The sequence below is a fragment of the Halopseudomonas oceani genome (assembly GCF_002903165.1).
Classification (GTDB): Bacteria; Pseudomonadota; Gammaproteobacteria; order Pseudomonadales; family Pseudomonadaceae; genus Halopseudomonas; species Halopseudomonas oceani.
Genome location: NZ_PPSK01000014.1, coordinates 77,161 through 99,011, shown reverse-complemented (window position 1 = coordinate 99,011; position 21,851 = coordinate 77,161). Strand labels below are relative to the sequence as shown.

At 62.8% G+C, this 21,851-nt stretch carries 20 protein-coding genes; 10 read left to right on the top strand and 10 right to left on the bottom strand.

Annotated elements, in window-relative coordinates; genetic code table 11:
* Positions 1–147 precede the first annotated feature (147 nt).
* Positions 148–648, bottom strand: coding sequence for an HPP family protein (locus C1949_RS14305; protein ID WP_104739156.1), 501 nt, complete (start codon positions 646–648; stop codon positions 148–150).
* A gap of 87 nt (positions 649–735) precedes the next feature.
* Here C1949_RS14305 and C1949_RS14300 point away from each other — a divergent pair, with 87 nt between their 5' ends.
* The gene (locus C1949_RS14300) at positions 736–1,290 is read left to right on the top strand and encodes a TetR/AcrR family transcriptional regulator (RefSeq protein WP_104739155.1); all 555 of its coding nucleotides are present in this window, start codon (positions 736–738) and stop codon (positions 1,288–1,290) included.
* Positions 1,291–1,324: 34 nt separating this feature from the next.
* Here C1949_RS14300 and C1949_RS14295 read toward each other — a convergent pair whose 3' ends face one another.
* From C1949_RS14295 to C1949_RS14285, 3 genes are all read right to left on the bottom strand, one after another.
* A complete protein-coding gene (locus C1949_RS14295; RefSeq protein ID WP_104739154.1) occupies positions 1,325–2,119 on the bottom strand; it encodes an SDR family NAD(P)-dependent oxidoreductase in 795 nt (264 codons plus the stop codon).
* A 99-nt stretch (positions 2,120–2,218) separates the two neighbouring features.
* On the bottom strand, positions 2,219–2,818 hold the full coding sequence (gene wrbA, locus C1949_RS14290; protein WP_104739153.1) for an NAD(P)H:quinone oxidoreductase: 600 nt from the start codon (positions 2,816–2,818) through the stop codon (positions 2,219–2,221).
* A 115-nt stretch (positions 2,819–2,933) separates the two neighbouring features.
* Positions 2,934–3,167, bottom strand: coding sequence for a DUF3820 family protein (locus tag C1949_RS14285; protein WP_104739152.1), 234 nt, complete (start codon positions 3,165–3,167; stop codon positions 2,934–2,936).
* 125 nt (positions 3,168–3,292) lie between these two features.
* Between C1949_RS14285 and C1949_RS14280 the strand changes: the two genes are divergently transcribed.
* Positions 3,293–3,664 carry a glutaredoxin family protein gene (locus C1949_RS14280; RefSeq protein ID WP_104739151.1) on the top strand — a complete coding sequence of 124 codons (372 nt, stop codon included), beginning with the start codon at positions 3,293–3,295 and terminating at the stop codon, positions 3,662–3,664.
* Positions 3,665–3,675: 11 nt separating this feature from the next.
* Here the strand turns inward: C1949_RS14280 and C1949_RS14275 are convergent, their stop codons facing one another.
* Positions 3,676–4,053 (bottom strand): carboxymuconolactone decarboxylase family protein, encoded by a 378-nt coding sequence (locus tag C1949_RS14275; RefSeq protein WP_104739150.1) that lies wholly within the window; start codon positions 4,051–4,053, stop codon positions 3,676–3,678.
* Positions 4,054–4,198: 145 nt separating this feature from the next.
* Between C1949_RS14275 and C1949_RS14270 the strand changes: the two genes are divergently transcribed.
* Positions 4,199–5,602 carry an MBL fold metallo-hydrolase RNA specificity domain-containing protein gene (locus tag C1949_RS14270; RefSeq protein WP_104739149.1) on the top strand — a complete coding sequence of 468 codons (1,404 nt, stop codon included), beginning with the start codon at positions 4,199–4,201 and terminating at the stop codon, positions 5,600–5,602.
* 13 nt (positions 5,603–5,615) lie between these two features.
* Positions 5,616–8,300 carry a cation-translocating P-type ATPase gene (locus tag C1949_RS14265; protein ID WP_211287162.1) on the top strand — a complete coding sequence of 895 codons (2,685 nt, stop codon included), beginning with the start codon at positions 5,616–5,618 and terminating at the stop codon, positions 8,298–8,300.
* On the opposite strand, the gene C1949_RS14260 is transcribed toward C1949_RS14265, so the two are convergent.
* The gene (locus C1949_RS14260) at positions 8,289–10,640 is read right to left on the bottom strand and encodes a phosphoketolase family protein (RefSeq protein ID WP_104739148.1); all 2,352 of its coding nucleotides are present in this window, start codon (positions 10,638–10,640) and stop codon (positions 8,289–8,291) included. The two genes, C1949_RS14265 and C1949_RS14260, sit on opposite strands and share 12 nt — an antisense overlap.
* Before the next feature lie 134 nt (positions 10,641–10,774).
* On the opposite strand from C1949_RS14260, the gene C1949_RS14255 reads away from it, so the two are divergent.
* Positions 10,775–11,359, top strand: a complete 585-nt coding sequence (locus tag C1949_RS14255; RefSeq protein WP_104739147.1) for a TetR/AcrR family transcriptional regulator — start codon at positions 10,775–10,777, stop codon at positions 11,357–11,359.
* A gap of 113 nt (positions 11,360–11,472) precedes the next feature.
* Positions 11,473–11,889, top strand: coding sequence for a PaaI family thioesterase (locus C1949_RS14250; RefSeq protein ID WP_104739146.1), 417 nt, complete (start codon positions 11,473–11,475; stop codon positions 11,887–11,889).
* Between the two features lie 162 nt (positions 11,890–12,051).
* Here the strand turns inward: C1949_RS14250 and C1949_RS14245 are convergent, their stop codons facing one another.
* The 3 genes from C1949_RS14245 to C1949_RS14235 form a co-directional block, all read right to left on the bottom strand.
* Positions 12,052–12,216: a DUF1328 domain-containing protein gene (locus C1949_RS14245; RefSeq protein WP_104739145.1), complete on the bottom strand. Its 165-nt coding sequence runs from the start codon at positions 12,214–12,216 to the stop codon at positions 12,052–12,054.
* Between the two features lie 99 nt (positions 12,217–12,315).
* The gene (locus C1949_RS14240; protein WP_104739144.1) at positions 12,316–12,747 is read right to left on the bottom strand and encodes a ferritin-like domain-containing protein; all 432 of its coding nucleotides are present in this window, start codon (positions 12,745–12,747) and stop codon (positions 12,316–12,318) included.
* A 71-nt stretch (positions 12,748–12,818) separates the two neighbouring features.
* Entirely contained in the window at positions 12,819–13,649 is an 831-nt protein-coding gene (locus tag C1949_RS14235) for a BON domain-containing protein (protein ID WP_104739143.1), read from the bottom strand.
* 365 nt (positions 13,650–14,014) lie between these two features.
* Here C1949_RS14235 and C1949_RS14230 point away from each other — a divergent pair, with 365 nt between their 5' ends.
* Positions 14,015–14,512, top strand: coding sequence for a DUF4136 domain-containing protein (locus C1949_RS14230; protein ID WP_229744454.1), 498 nt, complete (start codon positions 14,015–14,017; stop codon positions 14,510–14,512).
* Positions 14,513–14,526: 14 nt separating this feature from the next.
* On the opposite strand, the gene C1949_RS14225 is transcribed toward C1949_RS14230, so the two are convergent.
* Positions 14,527–15,483 carry an AraC family transcriptional regulator gene (locus C1949_RS14225; protein WP_104739141.1) on the bottom strand — a complete coding sequence of 319 codons (957 nt, stop codon included), beginning with the start codon at positions 15,481–15,483 and terminating at the stop codon, positions 14,527–14,529.
* A 384-nt stretch (positions 15,484–15,867) separates the two neighbouring features.
* On the opposite strand from C1949_RS14225, the gene C1949_RS14220 reads away from it, so the two are divergent.
* The 3 genes from C1949_RS14220 (at position 15,868) to C1949_RS14210 (ending at position 21,842) form a co-directional block, all read left to right on the top strand.
* Complete coding sequence (locus tag C1949_RS14220; protein ID WP_211287161.1) at positions 15,868–17,037, top strand: efflux RND transporter periplasmic adaptor subunit; 1,170 nt, start codon at positions 15,868–15,870, stop codon at positions 17,035–17,037.
* Positions 17,038–17,278: 241 nt separating this feature from the next.
* A complete protein-coding gene (locus C1949_RS14215; protein WP_104739139.1) occupies positions 17,279–20,449 on the top strand; it encodes an efflux RND transporter permease subunit in 3,171 nt (1,056 codons plus the stop codon).
* On the top strand, positions 20,442–21,842 hold the full coding sequence (locus tag C1949_RS14210; protein ID WP_104739138.1) for an efflux transporter outer membrane subunit: 1,401 nt from the start codon (positions 20,442–20,444) through the stop codon (positions 21,840–21,842). Before C1949_RS14215 ends, C1949_RS14210 begins: the two co-directional genes overlap by 8 nt.
* Positions 21,843–21,851: the final 9 nt, after the last annotated feature.

The window sequence follows — 21,851 nt, the reverse complement described above, 5'->3', positions numbered from 1 at the left end:
AAAGGCGAAAGGCAGATTCCGCCACCGCTCAGGCTGGAAACCTGTTCGCGGAAGTTAGTCCCGACCTCTTCCACGCTGGCCGTTTGCGCAACGACGGAGACGCATAGGTCTTTGCTGGGCTGTCATAAAAAGGCTTGCCGCCCCACCTCACAACCAATACTTCGGATAGCTCCGCGGGCTGCGCAGGTTGTTGACCGCCCAGGCGGTCAGCACGATAACCAGCGAGCCGACCAGCACTGGAGACACTAGATAGCTCAGCGGCGCGTGAGCCATGATCACCACCAGCGGATCTGCGCCGGCTGGCGCGTGTACGGTGCGGGTGACCTGCATGACCGCCAGCGCCAGCGCAACACCGACCGCGCAGGCCAGCCAGCTGTCGCCGAGTAAGGTGACGACCGCCAGACCGACCGCGGTCGCCACCAGATGGCCGCCGACAATGGCGCGCGGTTGCGCCAGCGGCGAATCCGGTACGCCAAACGCCAGCACACAGCTGGCCCCGAATGGCGCCATCAGCCACGGAATGCCGGAGAGCACGCTCAGCCCGCCAGTGACGGCAATCGCGATAAGGGCGCCAAACGACGACAGCAGAACGAATTTCAGCGGCGGCGCGGGCGGGGCATCAGAGTGCAGCAAGCGGCGGATTGACATGAGGACATCCTGACAAAGAGTGAAAAGGAAGCGATTTCGGGCTAGTATACCGATCAGTATCTTTCAGTCAACCGATCGGTATACTTAATGGACATAGCCCAACATATCGTTGCCTCTTCGCTGCAGTTGTTTTACCGCAATGGTTTTCATGCGACCGGGGTTGAGCTGCTCAGCCGTGAGGCAGGTGTCACCAAGAAGACCCTGTATCGGCATTATCCGAGCAAGGACGTGCTGATCGATGCGGCCCTGGCACTGCGTCATGAGCAGTTCATGGTCCGGGTGCGGACGTTCGTTGAGCGGGCAGGCGCTGCACAGCGGCCGCTGGCCTATATCGATTTCATTGCCAACTGGGTTCAGGAAGACGACTTTTGCGGCTGTGCGTTTATCAACGCAACGGCGGAGTTCGCGCAGTCCGACAGTGCTCCGCATCAGCAGGCGGCAGGCCACAAGCGGGAGGTGCAGGAATACCTGCTGAGCCTGTGCGCCAGTGCCGGCGCGCGACAGCCAGAGGTGGTGTCTACCCAGTTGTTTCTGATTGGTGAGGGGCTGATCGTCGGCAGTCAGGTGCAGCAGGCGCAGCGAGTTGCCCTGGTTGATGGTGCACAGGCTGCCGCGCAGGTTATCTGGTCGGCGAGCCTGTGACGCGATTAGCGCTGCGGCGAGTCTGCGGATCGACTCAATGGTAGCGGGCCGCAGGCTGGTTGTGCGACAGGTTGGGCGCCAGCTGCAACCGTGCCTGGGTCAGCGCGTGCCATTCGTTGCTGTCCGGCAGGGAGGGAATGGTCACCAGTTCGCCCTGATCAAAACCGCGCAGCGCGGCATCGACCAGATCACCCGCCTCCATCACCATGCTGGGTGGGATCTGTGCCAGCGAGCTGCCGGAGCGCTCGAAGATCTCGGTGCGGGTCACTCCGGGCAACACCACCTGAACCTGCACACCGTGGCTTGCTAACTCGGCGTGCATGCTCTGGCTCAGGCTCAGCACGTAGGCCTTACTGGCGCTGTAGATGGCGTTGAAGCGCTCCGGCAGCAGCGACACCACCGAGCCGATATTGATGATCGCGCCGCCGCCGCCAAGACTGAAGCGTACCGCAGCAGCGCTAGCGAGCATGGTTAGCGCCAGTAGATTGATCTGCAACAGGCTGTGGGTGCTGTCCAGGTCGGCCTCGGCCAGGCTGCCATTCAGGGCGATGCCGGCACTGTTGACCAGCAGGGTAATCTGCTCATCGCTGCGCAGCCTGGCGGCGACGTTTTCGATGTCGGCGTGTTGTTCCAGGTCGGCGCTGAGCAGATCGACGCGCACGTCGTGCGCGGCAGTAAGCTCATCCGCGAGCTGCCGCAGACGTGTTTCGTTGCGGGCGACTAGCAGCAGGTTATAGCCGCGGGCGGCCAGGCGGCGGGCGTAGGTCGCACCGATACCGCTGGAGGCGCCGGTGATCAGCGCGGTCTGGGCATGAGAGGAGGCTTTCATGGTCGTACTCCTGGCTTTGAATTATGATTGTCATGTTATTAGCATGATAACCATAATTCAATTGGCCTTGGTGCACGCCGACCAGCGGTTGTTGGTGTTTCAGCCAAACAGCTTTTGGGTGAGCCCGGCGACGTGCTTGCCCTGGTAACGGGCGATGGCGCGCTCGCGGGCATCTGGCTGACGGGAGCCATCACCGCCGGCGATGGTCGATGCGCCGTACGGGGTGCCGCCCTTGCCGTGTTCGATATCGGCCAGTTCCTTGGTGCCGTAGCCGATGGGCACGATGACCATGCCGTGGTGTGCCAGGGTGGTCCAGGTGGAGGTGATGGTCATTTCCTGGCCGCCGCCGGTGCCGGTGGAGGTAAACACGCTGGCGATCTTGCTGTGCAGCGCGCCCTTGGCCCACAGGCCGCCCGTCTGATCGAAGAAGGTACGCATCTGGCTGGACATGTTGCCGAAGCGGGTCGGCGTGCCCACGACGATGGCATCGTAGTCGGCCAGCTCGCCCGGGCTGGCGACCTCAGCGGTTTGATCAATCTTGCCGCCGGCTGCCTTGAAGGCGTCATCGGGCATGGTTTCCGGCACGCGCTTGATGGTGACCTCAACCCCTGGAACCTGCCGCGCGCCCTCGGCGACAACCTGTGCAAGGGTTTCAACGTGTCCGTACATCGAGTGATACAACACCAGCATCTTGGCCATCGGAATACTCCTACAGTGGTTGAAAAAGCGCCGCCGCAGGCCTGTGTCGGACTCGGCCTGCGCGTCTCAAAGCATAGAGCATGATGTACAAGGCAAGTTCAGACGAAGTTGCCGGTCAATCCTGATAATTTCGGCGCGGCCCCTGACGCAGCGGGTCCAGCAGCGGCTTGAGGCCGTTGTGGTCGATCTCCTGCATCAGTTGCAGCAGGCGGCCAACCTCACCCTTGGGAAAGCCCTCGCGGGCGAACCAGTTGAGGTAGTGGCCGGGCAAGTCGGCGAACAGGCGGCCCTTGTATTTGCCGTAGGGCATTTCGTGGGTAACCAGCAGCAGAAGGTCTTCGGGGTTCATGGCAACTCGTGGGCGGTGGTGACAGGGACGATTATGCCTGTCCGGTTTCGTCGGGTCATGTTGGGTCGTCGGGGTAGACAGGGTATGCTGCGTGGCCCCTTTTTCCGTTACAGAGAGTCATCGCCATGATCGTCAAGGCACTGCGGGTCGTTGTTGGCCAGCTCGTCGTCTTCATCAGCTTTCTTACCCGTCCGAGCCCGATGCAGCGTGAGCCCGCCGCGCAGGCGGCGGTCGATGACGCGGCCTCGGCGCTGGCGCTGTATCAGTTTCACGGTTGCCCGTTCTGCGTGAAGGTCCGTCGTACCCTGCGCCGCCTTAATCTGCCAGTGGAGCTGCGCGATGCCTCCGGTAATGCCGAGCACCGCCAGACCCTGCTGGCCGAGGGTGGCAAGATCAAGGTGCCCTGTCTGCGTATCGAGGAAGACGGTCAGACCCGCTGGTTGTACGAGTCTGACGCGATCAACGAGTACCTCGAAGGTCGCTTCGCTGCTGCCTGACGGCGCTTTACTCAGCTTTGCTGATAGCTGTCGATGACTTCCTGCGCTGAGCGGAAGGCGTCGATGGCCGCCGGCACTCCGGCATAGACCGCGCAGTGCAGCAGCGCTTCGCGGATCTCCTCGACCGTGCAGCCGTTGTTCAGTGCGCCACGCACGTGACCCTTCAGCTCCTGCGGGCACTTCAGTGCGGTCAGGGCGGCCAGGGTGATCAGGCTGCGGGTCTTGCGATCCAGCCCCTCGCGATTCCATACCCCACCCCAGGCGTGTTCGTTGACGAACTCCTGCAGCGGCTGACTGAATTCGGTGGCGTTGTTCAGGGCGCGATCAACGAAGGTATCACCCATGACTTCCCGGCGTACCTGTACGCCTTCCGGCTTGCTGTTGCTCATATTTTGTCTGGCTCCTAATGGCTGATCGCGGCAGTTTATCAGCCCGGGGTGGGGAACGCTGATTCAGGTCAGCGCAGCAGGCAGCAGTCGCGGGCAAACTGTGTCAGAGTGGTATCTGCAAATTCGAACAGTGGGAGTGGTCTGCATGGCGAGTATTCGGTTTCTGGGCGCGGCGCAGGAGGTGACGGGGTCCTGTCATTTGTTGAGTTCTCCGGCGGTAGGCAAGGTTCTGCTGGACTGTGGCATGCATCAGGGTGGCGATGCGGTCGACCGTTTGCAGGAGGAGCGCTTTGCCTTCAAGCCCGCCGAGATCGACGCGGTGATTCTGTCCCACGCGCACATCGATCACTCCGGCCTGCTGCCCAAGCTGGTCAGTGAGGGGTTCCGCGGGCCGATCTACTGCACGCGCGCCACTGCCGATCTGCTGCAGGTGATGCTCAATGATGCGGCCGGCCTCTACGAGCGCGATCTGGAGCGCGAGAATCTGCGTCGTTCCCGCCGTGGTTCGCCTGAGTTGCAACCGGCCTTCACCCGTGCCGATGTCGAACGGGTGTTCAAGCAATGCTCGCCGCAGCGCTATCACCAGTCGTTTGCGATTGGAGAGGCGGGAAGCGTTACCTTCCATGACGCCGGCCATATTCTGGGTTCGGCGATTGTCGAGCTGACTTTGCAGGAGCAGGGCCGGGAAAAACGGCTGGTGTTCTCCGGCGATCTGGGTAAGAAGGACAGCGTGCTGCTGTTTGACCCTGAGGTCCTGACCCGCGCTGACGTGGTGATGATGGAAGGCACCTATGGTGACCGTGACCACCGCACCCTGGGCAATACGCTGGAGCAGTTCGAGCAGGTTCTCAGTGAAGCCTGGGAGCGCGGTGGTAACGTCATGATTCCCGCCTTTGCGGTCGGCCGTACCCAGGAACTGCTGTTCTATCTTGGCCAGTTGCATGAGCAGGGCAAGCTGGATAACTGGCAGGTGTTTCTCGACAGCCCAATGGCGATCGAGGTCACCCGGCTGTACGACCGCTGGCTCGGTCAGTTGGACTGTGAGGGCGCGAAGGGCCTGTGCAGCGGCGATCAGACCCTGCTGCGTGACTTCCTGCCGCGTCTGCAGCTGACGCCCAGCACCGACGAATCGATGATGATCAACAAGATCAAACGCGGCGCGCTGATCATCGCCGGCAGTGGCATGTGTACCGGCGGGCGGATTCGTCACCACTTCAAGCAGCGTATCTGGGATGAGCGCAATACCATTGTATTTGTCGGCTATCAGGCGCGTAACACGCTGGGTCGCATCCTCATCGACGGGGTCAAGCGCATCAAACTGTTCCGCGAGGAGTATCTGGTGCGGGCGCAGATCGAGACCCTCGGTGGTTTCTCCGCGCACGCCGGCCAGACCGGACTGGTGGACTGGGTCAGTCATTTTGAAAATAACCCCAGGGTGGTGCTGGTGCACGGCGAAGCCGATGCCCTGGACGCGCTGGCCAAGCGGTTGTGGGATGAGCATCAGATTGAGGCCATGATCCCGACCCCCGGCCAATCTATGGCGTTCTGAATGGAGACAGGTCGTGCCTGAGCAGGGATCGCCGGTTGATTGGCATACGCTTGAGGGGCATCAGGCGCTGGAGCAACTGGGCGGCAGCGAACAGGGCCTGACTGAAGCCGAGGCTGCCATGCGGCTTCAGCAGTACGGGCCCAACGCCCTGCCCCCGGCGCCGCCGGAGCCGGCTTGGCGGCGTTTTGCCCGCCAGTTTCAGAACACCCTGATCTACGTGCTACTGGTCAGCGGCGTGATCAGCTTGCTGATGGGCCATCGGGTCGATGCCGGGGTGATCTTTGGCGTGGTGTTGATCAACGCGCTGGTCGGCTTCGTTCAGGAAGGCAAGGCATCCGCCGCTCTGCAGGCCATTCTCGGCATGACCCGCACCCGCTCGCTGGTCTGGCGCGACGGTCAGTTGCGCACGGTCGACAGCAGTGAGCTGGTGCCGGGTGATGTGGTCAGCCTGCAGGCTGGCGACAAGGTGCCGGCAGACCTGCGCTTGCTGCAGCTCAAGGATCTGGCCTGCGACGAGTCGATGCTGACCGGTGAATCGGTAGCGGTTCGCAAGCACCTTAAGGCCGACGCGGCAGAGGTTCCGCTGGCTGAGCAATGCGGGATGGCGTTCATGGGGACACTGGTGACCGCCGGGGTCGCGCGCGGGCTGGTTTGCCGCACCGCCGCGCAGACCGAGATCGGCCGCATCAGTGAATTGACTCGACAAGTCAGCCTGACCGATACCCCGCTGCAGGTTCAGCTCACCCGCTTTGCCCGTCAACTGAGCATCCTGACCGTGGTCATCGCGCTGCTGACCCTGTTGATCGGTAACCTGCTGCGCGGGTTGGCGCTGGACGACATGGTACAGGCCGCCATCGGTATCGCCGTGGCGACCATTCCCGAAGGGCTGCCAGCGATTGTCACCATTGCGCTGGCCATCGGCGTGCAGCGCATGGCGCGGCAGCAGGCGCTAGTCCGCCGGTTGCCCAGTGTGGAAGTGCTGGGCTCGGTTGACGTCATCTGTTCCGACAAGACCGGCACTCTGACGGCCAATGCCATGACTGCCCGCCAATGTGTGACGGCGGTTCAGCTGCATCGGATCGACGGTGATGGCTACAACCCGCAGGGCAATATTGCACCGGAGGCTGACAACGCCCTGATTGCGGCCGCGCGGGTGGCGCTGCTGTGCAACGACGCCAGCCTGTCGCATGAGAACGGCCAATGGCTGCTGCACGGCGACCCGACCGAGGGTGCCCTGCTGGTATTGGCGCGCAAGGCGCTGGCGAATGCGAGTGAACTGCTGGAGCACTGGCCGCGGGTGGAGGAGCTACCGTTCGAGAGCGAGCGCCGCTATATGGCCACGCTGCACCGTTCGGACACCGACGGTGTCGCGCTGCTGGCGGTCAAGGGCGCGCCGGATCGACTGATTGGCTGCTGCGATACCCAGTTCGGGATCAATGGCCCGGAGCCGCTGGAGCTGTCGCGCTGGCAGGCTGAATTGCAGCGTCTTGGCGCCGATGGCATGCGCGTCATGGCGCTGGCCGAGCGTCGTTTGCCGGTGGATAGTCATGCGGACCACGCCCTGGTCGAACAGGGTTTGTGTCTGCTGGCGCTGGTCGGCATCAGTGATCCGCCCCGGCCGGAAGCCATCGCCAGTATTGCCCGCTGCCACCAGGCGGGTATTCGGGTGAAGATGATCACCGGCGATAACCCGGTAACCGCCGCGGCGATTGGCGCCGAGCTGGGGTTGAACGTGCAGCGGGTGATGACCGGCGCCGAGCTGGATCAGCTTGATCGGAACGGGCTGGATGAGGCTGCGGTGAGCGTCGATATCTTTGCCCGCACCAGTCCGACCAACAAGCTGCAGCTGGTCGAGGCGCTGCAGCGCCAGGGCCGGGTGGTCGCGATGACCGGTGACGGAGTCAATGATGCACCGGCGCTGCGCCAGGCCAACATCGGCATCGCCATGGGCGGCAAGGGCACCGATGCGGCGCGCGAAGCGGGTGACATGGTGCTGACCGACGACAACTTCAGCACCATCGCCCATGCGGTAGCCGAAGGGCGGACCGTGTACGACAACGTGGTCAAATCGATCCTCTATATCTTGCCGACCAGCCTGGCCGAAGCGACGGTGATCATCCTGGCGATTCTGCTTGGCTGGACGCTGCCGATCACCCCGGCGCAGATCCTCTGGATCAACATGGTAACCACCGTCACGCTGGCGCTGGCGCTGGCCTTTGAGCCGCCTGAACCCGGCGTGATGGCGCGCCCGCCAAGGCCAGCTGGACAAAGTCTGATCGGGGCAGCGCTGGCGGGCCGGGCAGCGCTGGTGTCGGTCTGGGCGGCGTTGCTGGTGTTCTGGCAGTTCAGTGATTACCTGAGCCACGGCGCATCGGTCGAGCTGGCACGCACGGTTGCGCTCAATACGCTGGTGATGATCGAAGCGGTCTATCTGGTTAATTGCCGTTTTCTCGACGCCTCGGTGCTGTCGAAGGCCATTTTCCGCCGAGCTGGTCCGATGGGCCTTGCGATCATTGGTGTCTTGCTGCTGCAGTTGGCATATACCTACACACCCTGGTCGCAGCAGCTGTTCGGGCTGGCACCACTGTCAGCGGCAGACTGGCTGCGACTGACAGCGGTGGCTCTGTCGATCTTCGTCGTGGTCGAGCTGGAGAAGGCGTTGCGCCGCTGGCAGGCGGCGCGTCACTCACTGCAGTAGGCGCGGGTCGCCGTCGCCCTTGAGCACGGCCTGTTCGGCCTTGCCCAGCAGGTCGTCCAGCGGGCGATTCAGTAGCTGTGCCGCCTCGGCAACCAGATGCGCCCAGCTTTGCTGGTTGGCGAACTGCATGCCGAAGGTATCCAGCGTGCCGCCGCGGTTGCGGTAGCCGAGGAAGCGGCTGGTGCGTGGGCCGGTGTCGAGACGGCGCAGCACGCCGGTCATGACCTCGGCGTGGCCGTGGCAAACGAACAGCCGACAGCGGGCGGCCGGGACCTGGCGGGCCAGTTCGGAGTCACTGTGCACCACCGCCTCCTCCATGGCGTCACGTCCTTCGCGCAACAGCCCCGGCTCGATAATTGCCACCTCGCTGCAGGGTATGCCGTGGTAGCGCAGGTGCTGGGCAGCGCGCCGCACCGCCTGCAGCTGGTAGGCACCAACGGCCAGCAGTTGCAGCTCGGCGCCCGGGTCGGCATTCAGTACGGCAAAGCCGGTTTCGGCTGCGGCGTCGGCCTCGGGCACGGTGAGGCAGGCATCGACCGGGTTTTTCGGTGCGACGATCAGTGCCACCTTGCCGTGGCTGGCGTAGACCTTGCGCATCACCGCGATGGCGCTGTGGCTGTCGACCGGGAAGTAGACCGGGGCGCTGTCGCTCATTTCCTGCAGCCAGGCGTCGCACAGGGTCGGGTCCTGGTGGGACTGCTCGTTCTTGCCGTTTTCCCACGTGTGCGAGGTGGCGATGACCGGCACGCTCAGCCAGCCCGGCGCGCGCCCCAGTTCACGAGCGTGGCGGCTGAAGATCAGTTCCTGACGCATGGCGCCGAGCATCTTGACGGCAAAGGCTTCGTAGCTGACCGCCAGGTTGAGACCTTGGCGGTTGGCCAGCGCGGCGGAGACTATCGCTTCCTCGTTCAGCGCGGTAATCACACTGCCCTGAAGGCCTTCGGCGACGCCATCTTCGGCCGCGGTGACCCGGTGCAGCAGCAGGTCAAGGGTCTGGTTCATACGGTTGCTGCGGATTTCATCCGGGTTGCCGATACGCACCCGCAGCTGCGGGTTGGCCCGGGTCAGGGCACAGAACCAGTGGTCGATGGCCGCCATCGGTGAATCGGGTTGTTCGATACCGATCTCCGGCAACGCCGGTGTTGCGACCCGAATCTGCGCCAGTGGATGATCCTTTTCCTGCGGGCGTCGCTGCTGCGTGTGGTTGCGCAGCGTAGCGATCGCTGAGCGCAGTGCGTGCTCGTCGACGTGCAGCGCGGCAATACCCTGGTTGAAGCGCTCGCGGGCGGCCTCGTTTACGGCGGGGTTATCGACCAGCGGCAGGTTGTGGGCAGCGTTGGTGCCCGCGCCGGGGAAGCCGAAGCCCTTGACCGTTTCGGCAATGGCGTAGGGCAGGCGTACCGGGTATTCGGCGTCGCCATTGGTAATCGCTTGGTGCGCGTTGCGCAGGTCGCGGGCCATGCTGATGATTGCCCAGGCAAAGGCAGCCGGATCGCGGCCGTCGATGTCGACCGGATCGAAGCCGTTGAGTGTCAGGTGTTCGCGCAGCCAGTCGACGCCGCCAACCTGCGCCATGGTCGAGCGCTGGTCGATACGCCGGCCGTTGGCGATCATGATCGGCATTACCAGCCCGCTGTCCTCGCCGCGCCACCAGCGCGGTGCCCAGTCGCTGCCGCGTTGCTCCTCAAACGCGCCGTCGCTGAGAAAGGTGACCAGTTCCTGGCCGGGTAGCGGCATGTGCACGTACTGCAGGCCGGCAAAGCCAAGGTAGCCGCCCTCGCTGATACCGCCGCCGGTGTGCGGATTGACGTGGCTGCCGAGCGGCACCGCCGGGCGGCCTTCGGCGTCGATGGCATAGCTGTAGAAGTCCTGGCAGAGCTGACTGAGTCCGGCGTCACTGAGCGGGTAGCGTTCGGCCTGCGCCGCTTCGGTATTGCCCATCAGCACGTTGACCGCGTCGATCGCTGCAACACAGTGCCCCTGCCCCATCAGCCAGCTGCGGGTGGTTCCGGTCAGCGCGTTGGCGAGCAGATAGCCGACGTAGGCCGGCACCATGTTCAACGCCCCGCCGGTGTGGCCTTCCGGCGTTGGCTTGAAATCGCTCTGGTCGAGCGGACGGCCATCCAGATAGACCTGACGGGCATAGGTCATGTGCGCTACTTGGCGCATCGCCGCGTTGCACAGGCGGTCAGCCGCCTTAAGCAGATCCACTGCCTGCGTGGGCGTACAAGTGCCTTCGGCGGCCAGCTCTGTGAGTAGGTCGCTGATGCGGTTGCGGGTCAAAAAATCGTGACTGATGACGCCGTAACCCTGGCTCCAGTCGTGCAACATGTCGGTCATGCCGGGTCCTCTTGCTCTGTATTGATGCCAAGGTAGCAGAGATCGGCGCAGACGCCTTGCGTTGGATCAGGGTTTGGCCGGGCGACGGTCGTAGTACACTGCCGACTACCATTCTCTGCTCCAGGACTCCTGTCATGCCCGCTGCGGCCAAACATCGGGAACATCTCATTCAGGCGGCCGCCAAGCTGTTTCGCCAGCGTGGCTATGCCGCCACCGGTCTTAACGACATTCTGCGTGAGAGTGGTGCGCCGAAGGGCTCGTTGTACCACTACTTCCCGGGCGGCAAGGAGGAGCTGGGTGAGGCAGCGGTGCGCTGGGCGGGTGAGCAGGGCCGCAAAACGCTCGCGCAGATCGCTGAGGCCACGCCGGATACCTGCGCGCTGCTGCGGGCCTATGCCGAGCGGCTGGCTGGCTGGATGGCCGCTTCCGACTTTCGCGACGGCTGCCCGATTGCGACCACGATGCTGGAAACCGTACCCGCCTCCTCAGCGGTGACCGCCGCCGGGCGAGCGGTATTCGGCGAGTGGTGCGCGGTTCTCGCTGCGGCGTTGCAGCGCGATGGCCTGGATGGTGAAGGCGCGCGGCGGCTGGCGCAGGCAGTGATTGCCAGTCTGGAAGGCGCCTTGTTGCTGGCGCGAGTCGCGGGCAATAAGACGCCGATTGCCGAAACAGCTGAAGAGATGATGGCGCTGATCCGGCTGCGCACTGGCGGACATTAAAGTACGCGCGCTTTGCGCTGGTCATTCAGCGTGTCTATGAGCTAGAGAAAAAGTGATACGGACTGCGTAATTATATAGACTGGTCTACATCATTCCGCAGTAGGAGCAGTGTCATGTCCGGTTCAGATATTCCTGAGGGATTCTTACCTCACACCCGGCGCAGCGGTCTGACCGCCCCCTGGGAGCCGTTGTATGCAATGGAACGTCCCGATGGCCTGAGTCTGGGATTGCGCGCCGGTTCTGCTCACAGCAACAGCCGTGGTTTCGTGCACGGTGGCCTGATCTCGGCATTGGCGGATAACGCCATGGGACTGAGCTGTGCGCGCCAGTTAAACGATGTTGGTGGCTTGGTAACGGTCAGTCTGTCGGTGGACTTTCTGGGCAGCGCGCAGTGTGACCAGTGGCTTGAGGTCCGGGCCACGGCGCGTAAAACCGGCCGCAGCCTGTGTTTTGCCGAGGCGCTGGTATTGGCCGATGGTGAGATCTGCGCTCGAGCGAGCGGTGTATTCAAGGTCATGCCTGGGCGGTAGGAGGTTATCGATGGCGAACCCTAATGCACTGCCCGCACGACTCAACGGGATTTCCAATCTGGCGGTATTCAATCGCTGACGGGTGCTGCGTTGGTGAGAACGAGGGACCTGATACACCAACACCCGCACAGGGCGGGTGTTGGTATGAGCTGTGGCGCATGGCTACATTTTGGGTCGGCGTCCGATAAAGAAGGACGCGACGAACAGCACCAGGAATACCAGGAACAGAATCTTGGCGATCCCGGTCGCGGCGCCAGCGATACCACCAAAGCCGAGAACCGCAGCGATGATAGCGATGATCAGGAATGTAATAGCCCAGCTAAGCATGGTCGTTCTCCTTTTCAGCAGACCCCGAGCGCTACGGCTTCATGCGCGACAGGTTCTGGACATTGCCGGGGCGGCATCATTGTCACCCCGGCCTGTTGGTTATTGTGCTTTTTTCAGGTCCCGCATCAGGTCATGGCAGGCGCGGACTTTCGGCATTTCTGCCACCAGGTCGGCGCGCAGGTCTGGGTCCTTGGTTTCCATGGCGTCTTCGAACGCGTGCAGGATACGATCCTCGGCCTCTTCCAGCTGGGCGATGTAGGTCGCTTCTTCGTCGCTCGACAGTGCCGCACGGGTGTCGGCGTACACCTGGCGAACCTTGCCAGTGAGCGTGCCGCCGCTGGCGGGTGTTTCCTGGTTGGCGGCAACGCGCTTCTCCAGCGCAATGATCACATTGCTTTTGGCCTGTGACATGTTGCTGAACAGGGTTTTGAGCTCGCCGCTCTTGACCTCATCGCGGGCATGCTCATAGAAACGCTTGCCGTCGCGGGTAATTTCGATCAGTTCGTTCAGTTGTGTGGCTGTATTGCTCATGATCGTTCTCCGTCTCGTGGGTGTATGTGACAGATCCGGGCGCCAGCCAGGGTAAGGCTGGCGCCTGGTGATCAGTTGGCGGTCTGCAGGTTGTCTGCAGTAACGTCTTTGACGCCGCGAATGTTCTTGGCGGTATTGACGGCGAGATCCTTCTCTTCGTCGGTCATTACGGTACCGCTGAGGGTGACGACGCCATCGTTGGTGTCAACCGAGATATCCATGCCGCTGAGGTTGCTGCTCAGCAGGAAGCTGGATTTGACCTTGCTGGTGATCCAGGCGTCGCTGATGGTCTCGCCGGCTTCATCGGCAGCGTTTTGCGCCTTGGCTGCAGCGCTGGCGTCAGCACTGACCTGAATCTGGTTATCGACGCGGTGCACACCGTCGGTGTCTTTCGCGAGCATGCCGGCGAGGTCTTTGGCGGCGTCCGACTGGGCGGTACCGGTCAGGGTAACCACGCCGTTGTTGCTGGTGACGTCAATATCCAGGCCTTCGGTGTTGCTGTTCCACAGCAGCTTGGACTTGATGCTGGCTGTCGTGGTTGCGTTGCTGAAGCTCTGCGACAGGCTCGAGGTACCGGCGGCCTGTTCCTTGCGCTTGGCATCCGGGTTAACGGTCAGTTGGTTGTCCACTTGCTCGACGCCTTCAATGCTTTTGGCGACTTGTTCAGCGAGGTCGCGATCAACGTCGCTTTCGACCTCACCGCTCAGCGTGGCAACGCCGCTTTCGACGTCGACATCGATGGTGAAGGGGTTCAGGTGACGGTTGAGCGCGATAGCGGTCCAGATCGAGCCCTCCTGACGTGCTTCGGTCAGATCACCATCGGCGGCGTGGGCGGCCAGCGGCATCATGCCCATCAGGCTGGCGGTGGCAGTGGCGAGGGCGATTGTTTTCAGCTTGTTCATGGGTGTCTCTCCTGTGATCGTTTCCATCGGCGGTCCTTTTCGTCGACCGTTGACAGTGACGTTGCAGGGCCTGTGCCAGCTTTTGACTAATTATTTTTTCAATATAAAACAGTGGCTTACGAAAATCTGGCGCAGCGCCATGACATGCGCTTTGCACGACGGGAGATTTTTCGTCGTGCAATTTGCAAGCGATTTCGTTGTCCATCTTGGGTAGGCTGAGTAAAAGGTCTGCCGTTGCACTGGCACGGCCGATTTGCAGCCAGCCATTGCGGTCTTTTCACCTTTCAGCGGAGTCTGTAGCCATGCGTGCTCGAATACTTGTTCTGCCTTTATTGCTGTCGCTGGCGGCCTGTCAGGGGGCCGCAGTGAAACCAGATTACGATGTCAGTCATGACTTTGCCGGCGACCAGACCTGGCAGTGGGCTGAACCGCGGGTTGAGTTTCGCCCGCAGGATGACCCCCGCGTGAGCAGCGAACTGACCGCCGCGCGGATTGAACAGGCGGTAGCTGATCAGCTTGATGCCCGCGGCCTGCGCCCGGTACTGGCAGGTAACAGCCCAGACTTGAAGGTCAGAAGTTATGTGCTGGTGGAGAACCGGCAGGAGAACGTCAGTACCAGTTTCGGTGGCTACTGGGGCACCGGCTGGGGCGGCTTCTGGGGTGGCCCGGCGATCCAGACGTATCCGGTGGACTACCGTGAGTTGACGTTGCAGATTGATCTGCTCGATGGCGACACCGGCCGCTTGCTCTGGCGTGGCAGCGAAAGTGAGCGCCTGAGTGAGCGGGCGCTAACGCCAAGCAAGCGGGATGAACAGGTCTCTCGACTGGTCAACAAGATATTGTCTAGCTACCCGCCCTACTAGCCTGCTGCGGCTGTTTACAGTGTGGCGACCATGGGCTGGTCGCCACGCAGCTTGGTGACATCGGCGCGCGGCGGCGCGCCGAACATCCGGCGGTATTCACGGCTGAAGTGTGAGGGGCTTTCATAGCCTACGCGATAGCTGGCCGTTGCCGCTTCCAGCCCCTCGGTCAGCATCAAACGCCGTGCTTCGTGCAAGCGCAGCTTCTTCTGGAACTGCACCGGTGACATGCGGGTGACCTGTTTGAAGGTATGAAACAGGGTCGACTCACTCATGTTCACGTCCTCGGCCAGTTCACGCACTCGCAGCGGTTCGGCAAAGCGGTCCTTGAGTACGGCAATAACCTTCGATATGCGATGGGCCTGGGTATCGGTGGCGGCAAAGTCGCGCAGGCGCCAGCCCATCTCGCCCAGCAGCGCGCGGTAGATGATCTCGCGGCGCACCAGTGGCGCCAGAATGCGCGAATCAGTCGGTGATGACAGCAGCGCCACTAGTCGAGTCATTGCCTGCAGAATGCCGGTATCCAGCGGTGCCACGCATAGCCCGCAAGACGCTGCCGGGCAGTCCCGTTGCTGGTCCAGTGGTGGCAGTTCATCGCCCAGTTCCAGTACCAGCTCGGCGATCTCCTGCTGGTTAAGTGACAGCTTGACCGCCAGGTAAGGTGCGCTTGGGGTTGCGTCAATGACGCAACCGCCGACCGGCAACTCGACCGCCGAAATCATATAGGTCAGTGGCCCGTACAGGATCTCCTTGTCGCCCAACTGAACGGTCTTGCTGCCTTGAGCAATGACGCAGAGCGCAGGTTCGTAGACGGCCGAATTGAAGCTGGTCGGCTGGTCGGTACGGTAGACCTCAAGCCCGGGAATGCGCGTTTCATTGATCCCTTCGTTGACTGCATGCTCGCCCACCAGGTCGGCCAACTGGCGGCACATGGGTAGATCAAGGCTGGGTGGCTGAGAGCATACGTTAGTCATGGTCAATGGCCTCTTTCGGAGTTTCGCGACAGTATACGCAGATCAATTCATAACCAGATGACAGTCTTTCGGCAATTGCAGGATAAGGCAATAAGCTTGCAGGATTGCGCAAAGCCCTGTGCTGCAAGGCTTGTTTTGTTTCCTTATGGTGCCGTTTCTGGTTGCCGTGCCACTTCTGTAGGCAGGTTTAGGCGATTGCCGGATTCTGCTGATTCACAGAATTAGGCAATCTTTGCGCAGGACCAAGCTACCTGAATGTGGCGTTCGCCACGTATCGTTCACGCCATACCCGATCCCCCTCACCAACCGGCGTGCCTCTCGGCGCGCGGGGATCCCTTTTATGCCTGCCAAATATTGCCCATACCACAGGGAGCGATGGATCTTATGAATACGCATGCTTTTAATGGCTTTGCCCGTGCCGGCGCGACCGCCGCGCTGTTGCTGCTGCTGGCTGGCTGCGACGCCAGCGGCGATCAGGCCAACAACCAGATGATGCCCGCACCGGAGGTCGATATTGCGGTGGCGCAGCCGCGCGATGTCACCCTCTGGGACAGCTTTACCGGCCGCATGGCGGCACCGGAAACCGTGGCGCTGCGCGCGCGGGTCAGTGGTTATATCGACAAGGTTGCCTTCGAGGAAGGCGAACTGGTCAAGCAGGGTGACGTGCTGTTCGTGATCGACCAGCGGCCCTATCAGGCGCGTCTGCAGATGGCGCGCGCAGAAGTTGCCCGGGCCCGCAGTCAGGTGACGCTGGCGGCGCGTGAGGCCCGGCGGGCCGAGCAGCTGTGGGAGCGGCGCGCCATTTCCCGCGAGGAGATGGAGCAGCGCAGCGCCGCACGCAGCATGGCGCAGGCGGCGCTGGCGTCGGCTGAAGCCGCGCAGGATAACGCCGAACTGGATCTGGCCTATACCGAGGTCAAGGCGCCAGTCTCCGGGCGCATGGGCCGTGCGGAAATCACTCGTGGCAATCTGGCGACGGCTGATGCGACGCTGCTGGCGACGCTGGTCTCAGTCGACCCGTTGTATGTCTACTTCGAGAGTGATCAGCAAACCGTTGAGGACAACCCGCACGGTGGTGCGTCCTCGATTCCGGTGCGCCTGGGCCTGGGTAGTGGTCAGGACTATCCCTATCAGGGGCAGCTCGACTTCGTCGACAACCAGTTCAACGCCAGTACCGGTACCCTGCAGTACCGGGCGGTCATAGCCAATCCCGAAGGGCTGTTTCGGCCGGGGCAGTTTGCTCGAGTGCAGATGCCGGTCGCAGCTGCCCGCCAGGCCATTCTGATTGACCAGAAGGCGGTGTTGACCGATCAGGATCGCCGCTATGTCTATGTGCTGGATGAGCAGAACCGGGCGACCCGCCGCTTTGTTGAGACCGGCCGCCGGGTGGATGGCCTGCTGGTAATCAGCGGTGGCCTGCAGTCGGGTGACCGGGTGGTGGTCAACGGTCTGCAAAAGATTCTCTTCCCGGGTATTGAGGTCGCGCCGCAGCTGGTGGCGATGGACCGCAGTCAACCGGTCAGCAAAGAGGTCGCGTTGCAGACGGCGTTCTGATGCTAGTGGCATCTACTTGAGTTGCGGGTTGTACGTCATTTCCGCGAAGGCGGGAATCCAGGCTTCTCGGTGGCTCGGGTTATGGGTCCCCGCCTTCGCGGGGATGACGGTGCAAAAGCGCCAACCGCGCGAAGGCAAGTATGACGGCACGGGTGTGTGCCATTCGGTTTTGAACTGATTTACCTCTATCCATATTTTGCTGGGGCGTGCTCTGTGGAGCACGCCAAGGGAGCGTATTGCCGTGAATATTTCACGTTTCTTTGTCGACCGTCCGATCTTTGCCTCGGTGCTGTCGATCATCATCTTCGTGGTTGGCCTGATCAGCATTCCGATGCTGCCGGTCAGCGAGTATCCGGAGGTCGTGCCGCCCAGCGTGCTGGTCAGTGCGAGCTATCCGGGCGCCAACCCCAAGACCATTTCGGAAACCGTCGCCACCCCGCTGGAGGAAGCCATCAACGGCGTGGAAGACATGATCTACATGAAGTCGGTGGCCGGCAGCGACGGCAGTCTGGCGCTGACCGTGACCTTCGCCCTGGGCACCGACCCGGATCAGGCCCAGGTGCAGGTGCAGAACCGGGTCTCGCAGGCGCTGCCACGGCTGCCGGAAGACGTGCGCCGCCTCGGTGTCACCACCCAGAAGCAGTCGCCCAACCTGATGATGGCGGTGCACCTGATCTCGCCGGATGACAGTCTGGATGCCACCTACATTCGCAACTACGCGGTGCTGCATATCCGTGACGAGCTGGCGCGGATTCCGGGTGTCGGCCAGGCGGGTCTGTTCGGCGCCGGTGACTACGCCATGCGCCTATGGATCGACCCGCAGCGGGCGGCGTCGCTGGGCGTCAGTGCCAGCGACATCGTCGCCGCGGTGCAGGAGCAGAACGTGCAGGTGTCAGCTGGCCAGATCGGCGCACCGCCGATGCCGAACAACTCCGACCTGCTGATCTCCATCAACGCCAAGGGGCGTCTGGACAGCACCGAAGCCTTTGGTGACATCGTGCTGAAAACCGGTGACGACGGCCAGATCACCCGCCTGCGTGATGTGGCGCGTATCGAGCTGGCGGCGCAGGAGGATTCCCTGCGTGCGCTGCTCAATGGCCGTCAGGCCGTGGCGCTGCCGATCTTCCAGGCACCGGGCTCAAACGCACTGGATGTGTCTGCCGCGGTGCGCGCCAAGATGGCCGAGCTGGCCGAAGACTTCCCGGCTGGCCTGAGCTGGGAAGTGGCCTACGACCCGACCGTGTTCGTCAGCACCTCGATCAGTTCGGTGATCCAGACCCTGCTTGAAGCGGTAGCACTGGTGGTGCTGGTGGTGATTCTGTTCCTGCAGACCTGGCGCGCCTCGCTGATTCCGTTACTGGCAGTGCCGGTGTCGATTGTCGGCAGCTTTGCCGTGCTGCTGATGCTCGGCTTTTCGATCAACACGCTCACCCTGTTCGCCATGGTGCTGGCGATCGGCATCGTGGTGGACGACGCCATCGTGGTGGTCGAGAACGTCGAGCGCAATATTGAACAGGGGCTGGCGCCACTGGCGGCGGCGCATCAGGCGATGCGTGAGGTCAGTGGCCCGATTGTGGCGATCAGTCTGGTGCTCTGCGCAGTGTTTGTGCCAATGGCGTTTCTGGACGGCATCACCGGTCAGTTCTACCGCCAGTTCGCGGTGACCATCGCCATTACCACGGTGATCTCGGCGATCAACTCGCTGACCCTGTCGCCAGCACTGGCCGCCACCCTGCTCAAGCCGCATGGCGCCGAGCCGGACCTGCCAACCCGGGTGATCAACCGCAGCTTCGGCTGGCTGTTCCGCCCGTTCAACCGCTTCTTCCAGCGCAACGCCGAGCGTTACGAGCGGTTGGTGGGCCGCAGTCTGGGCCGTCGCGGCATGGTGTTTGTGGTCTATCTGGTGCTGCTGGCAACCACCGCGGTGATGTTCCGTCAGGTGCCGGGCGGCTTTATTCCGACCCAGGACAAAACCTACCTGATTGGCAGCATCCGTCTGCCGGAAGGGGCAACGCTGGACCGTACCGAAGCGCTGGCGCGTCGGGTCAGTGATCTGGCGATGGAAACCGAAGGCGTGTCGCACGCGGCGGCGTTTGTCGGCTTCAACGCGCTGCAGGGCACCAACACGCCGAACGTCGGCACTGTGTTCATTCTGTTTGACGACTTTGACGTGCGTGATCGTACCGCGCTGGAAATCGCCGACGACATCAACGCCAAGCTGGGTGAACTCAAGGAGGGCTTTGCCATCTCCTTTATGCCGCCGCCGGTATTTGGTCTGGGCGCCGGGTCCGGTTACTCGCTGTACATTCAGGACCGCCGCGGCGATGGCTATGGCGCCTTGCAGCAAGCCACCGACAGCCTGGCGATGGCGCTGAGTCAGACGCCGGGGCTGGGCTTCCCGATTACCTCCTATCAGGCCAACGTGCCGCAGCTGGACGCCGAGGTGGATCGCCTGCAGGCCAAGGCACAGGGCGTGCGCCTGGATGAGCTGTTCGGCACCCTGCAGCTGTATTTCGGCGCGCAATACATCAACGACTTCAATCTGTTCGGCCGGACCTATCAGGTGCGTGCCCAGGCTGATGCGCCGTTCCGCGATGAGCCGAGTGATCTGGACAGCCTCTACGTGCGCAACGCCGCCGGCGAGATGGTGCCGCTTAACACCATGGTCAGCCTGAAGCCGAGCTTTGGCCCGGACCCGGTGATCCGCTACAACGGCTATCCGGCGGCGGATCTGATCGGTCAGTCCGATCCGGCCATGCTGTCGTCCACCGAGACGCTGGATACGGTCGCTGCGGTCGCAGCCAAGGCGTTGCCGCCCGGCATGCAGATTCAGTGGACCGATCTGAGCTTCCAGCAGGTCAATCAGGGCAGCGCCGCGCTGGTGGTGTTCCCGGTCGCGTTGCTGCTGGTGTTCCTGGTGCTGGCTGCGCTGTACGAGAGCTGGGTGATGCCGCTGGCGGTGATCCTGATCGTGCCCATGTGTTTGCTGGCGGCGATGCTCGGGGTCTGGTGGACCGGCGGTGACGCCAACATCTTTGTTCAGGTTGGGCTGGTGGTGCTGATGGGGCTGGCCTGCAAGAACGCCATCCTGATTGTCGAGTTTGCCCGTGAGCTGGAAATGGAAGGTGTCGAGACCGTCAAGGCCGCATTGGAGGCCAGCCGCCTGCGTCTGCGTCCGATCATCATGACCTCAGTGGCGTTTATCGCCGGCGTTCTGCCGCTGGTGCTGGCCAGCGGTGCTGGCAGTGAAGTGCGCAACGCCATGGGTATTACCGTCTTTACCGGCATGTTGGGTGTGACCCTGTTCGGGCTGCTGCTGACGCCGGTGTTCTATGTTGCGCTGCGCAAACTGGCCGGCACCTCGCTTGCCGTTGAGCCGACAGCGCTCACGGAGGAAAAAAATCATGCATAAGCTGTTACCTCTGGCCCTCAGTGTGATGTTGACGGCCTGTGCGGTCGGGCCTGACTACACGGCGCCGGAGTCGGTGCCGCTGGCTGGCTTCAGCCAGGCCGATGCCCTCGCCGACCAAAGCCAGGATAGCGAGAAACGCTTCTGGTCCGGCTTCGGTGACCCGCAGTTGTCGGCGCTGATCGATCGGGCGCTGGCCCAGAACCTTGATCTGCAAACCCTGCTGGCACGTTATCAGGGCGCCGAAGCGCTGCTGCGTGGGGCTCGCCGGGACCGCTGGCCCAGCGTGACCCTGCAGGGCAGCGCTGGTGAGCAGCACCTCGCCGAGGTCGAGCGCAGTGATCCGAACCGTGCGCGGGTTGAGCAGTACTCGCTCGGCGCGGTGGCCAGCTGGGAGTTGGATTTTTACGGTCGCCTGCAACGGGCGGTTGAGGCCGGCGAGGCGGATCTGCAGGCCAGTGCGGCGGATCTGCAGGCGCTGCAGGTGGCGATTGCCGGCCAGGTCGCCAGTGGCTATTTCACCTTGCGTGGTCAGCAGCAACTGCTGGCGGTGGCCGAGCAAAACGTTGAGCTGCAGCAGGCATCGCTGGATATCGTCAGTGCCAGGCTGGAGGCTGGCCGCGGCACCGAGTTTGACCGGGTGCGGGCGCAGGCGCAGCTTGATGCCCTGCGCGCTGTGGTGCCGCAGCGTCAGGCCGACGTGCAGCTGAGTCTGCACCGGCTGGCGGTGCTGACCGGGCAACCGCCGTCGGCATTGAACGTGCAGCTGTCTGGAACCCAGGCCTTGCCAGCCATGCGAGCGCGCATCCCGGTTGGTACGCCGGCCGAGGTCTTGCGGCGTCGCCCGGACATTCAGGCGGCCGAACGCCGGCTGGCCGCCGCAACCGCCAGAGTAGGCGTGGCAACCGCGGATCTGTTCCCGCGCTTTACCCTGGGTGCGCTGCTTGGCTCGGTGGCCGGCAGCGGTGGTGATCTGTTCAGTGCCGGGGCGGAATCACGCGCGGTGACCCTGGGCATCGACTGGACATTCCTTGATGTGGAAGGTGTGCGGGCACGCATCGCCGCGGCAGACGCCACTGGTGCCGAGCGGCTGGCACAATACCAGCAGACCGTGTTGCTGGCGCTGGAAGAAACCGAAAACGGCTTGGTGCGTTACCGCCATGCCCGGGAGCGCAGCCGCTGGCTGCAGGCCTCCAGTGAAGCCGCCCAGGCCGCTGTGGATCAGGCGCGGCTGCGTTATGAGCAGGGCTATATCGAGTACTTTGAAGTGCTGGATGCCGAGCAGCAACTGACCGCGGTACGCAGTGACCTGGTGCAGAGCCGGATCGAGACGGCAACCGCGATGGTTAGTGTCTACCGCTCGCTGGCCGGCGCGCCGCCGGTACCCGAGGCGTAGGGTCACGGC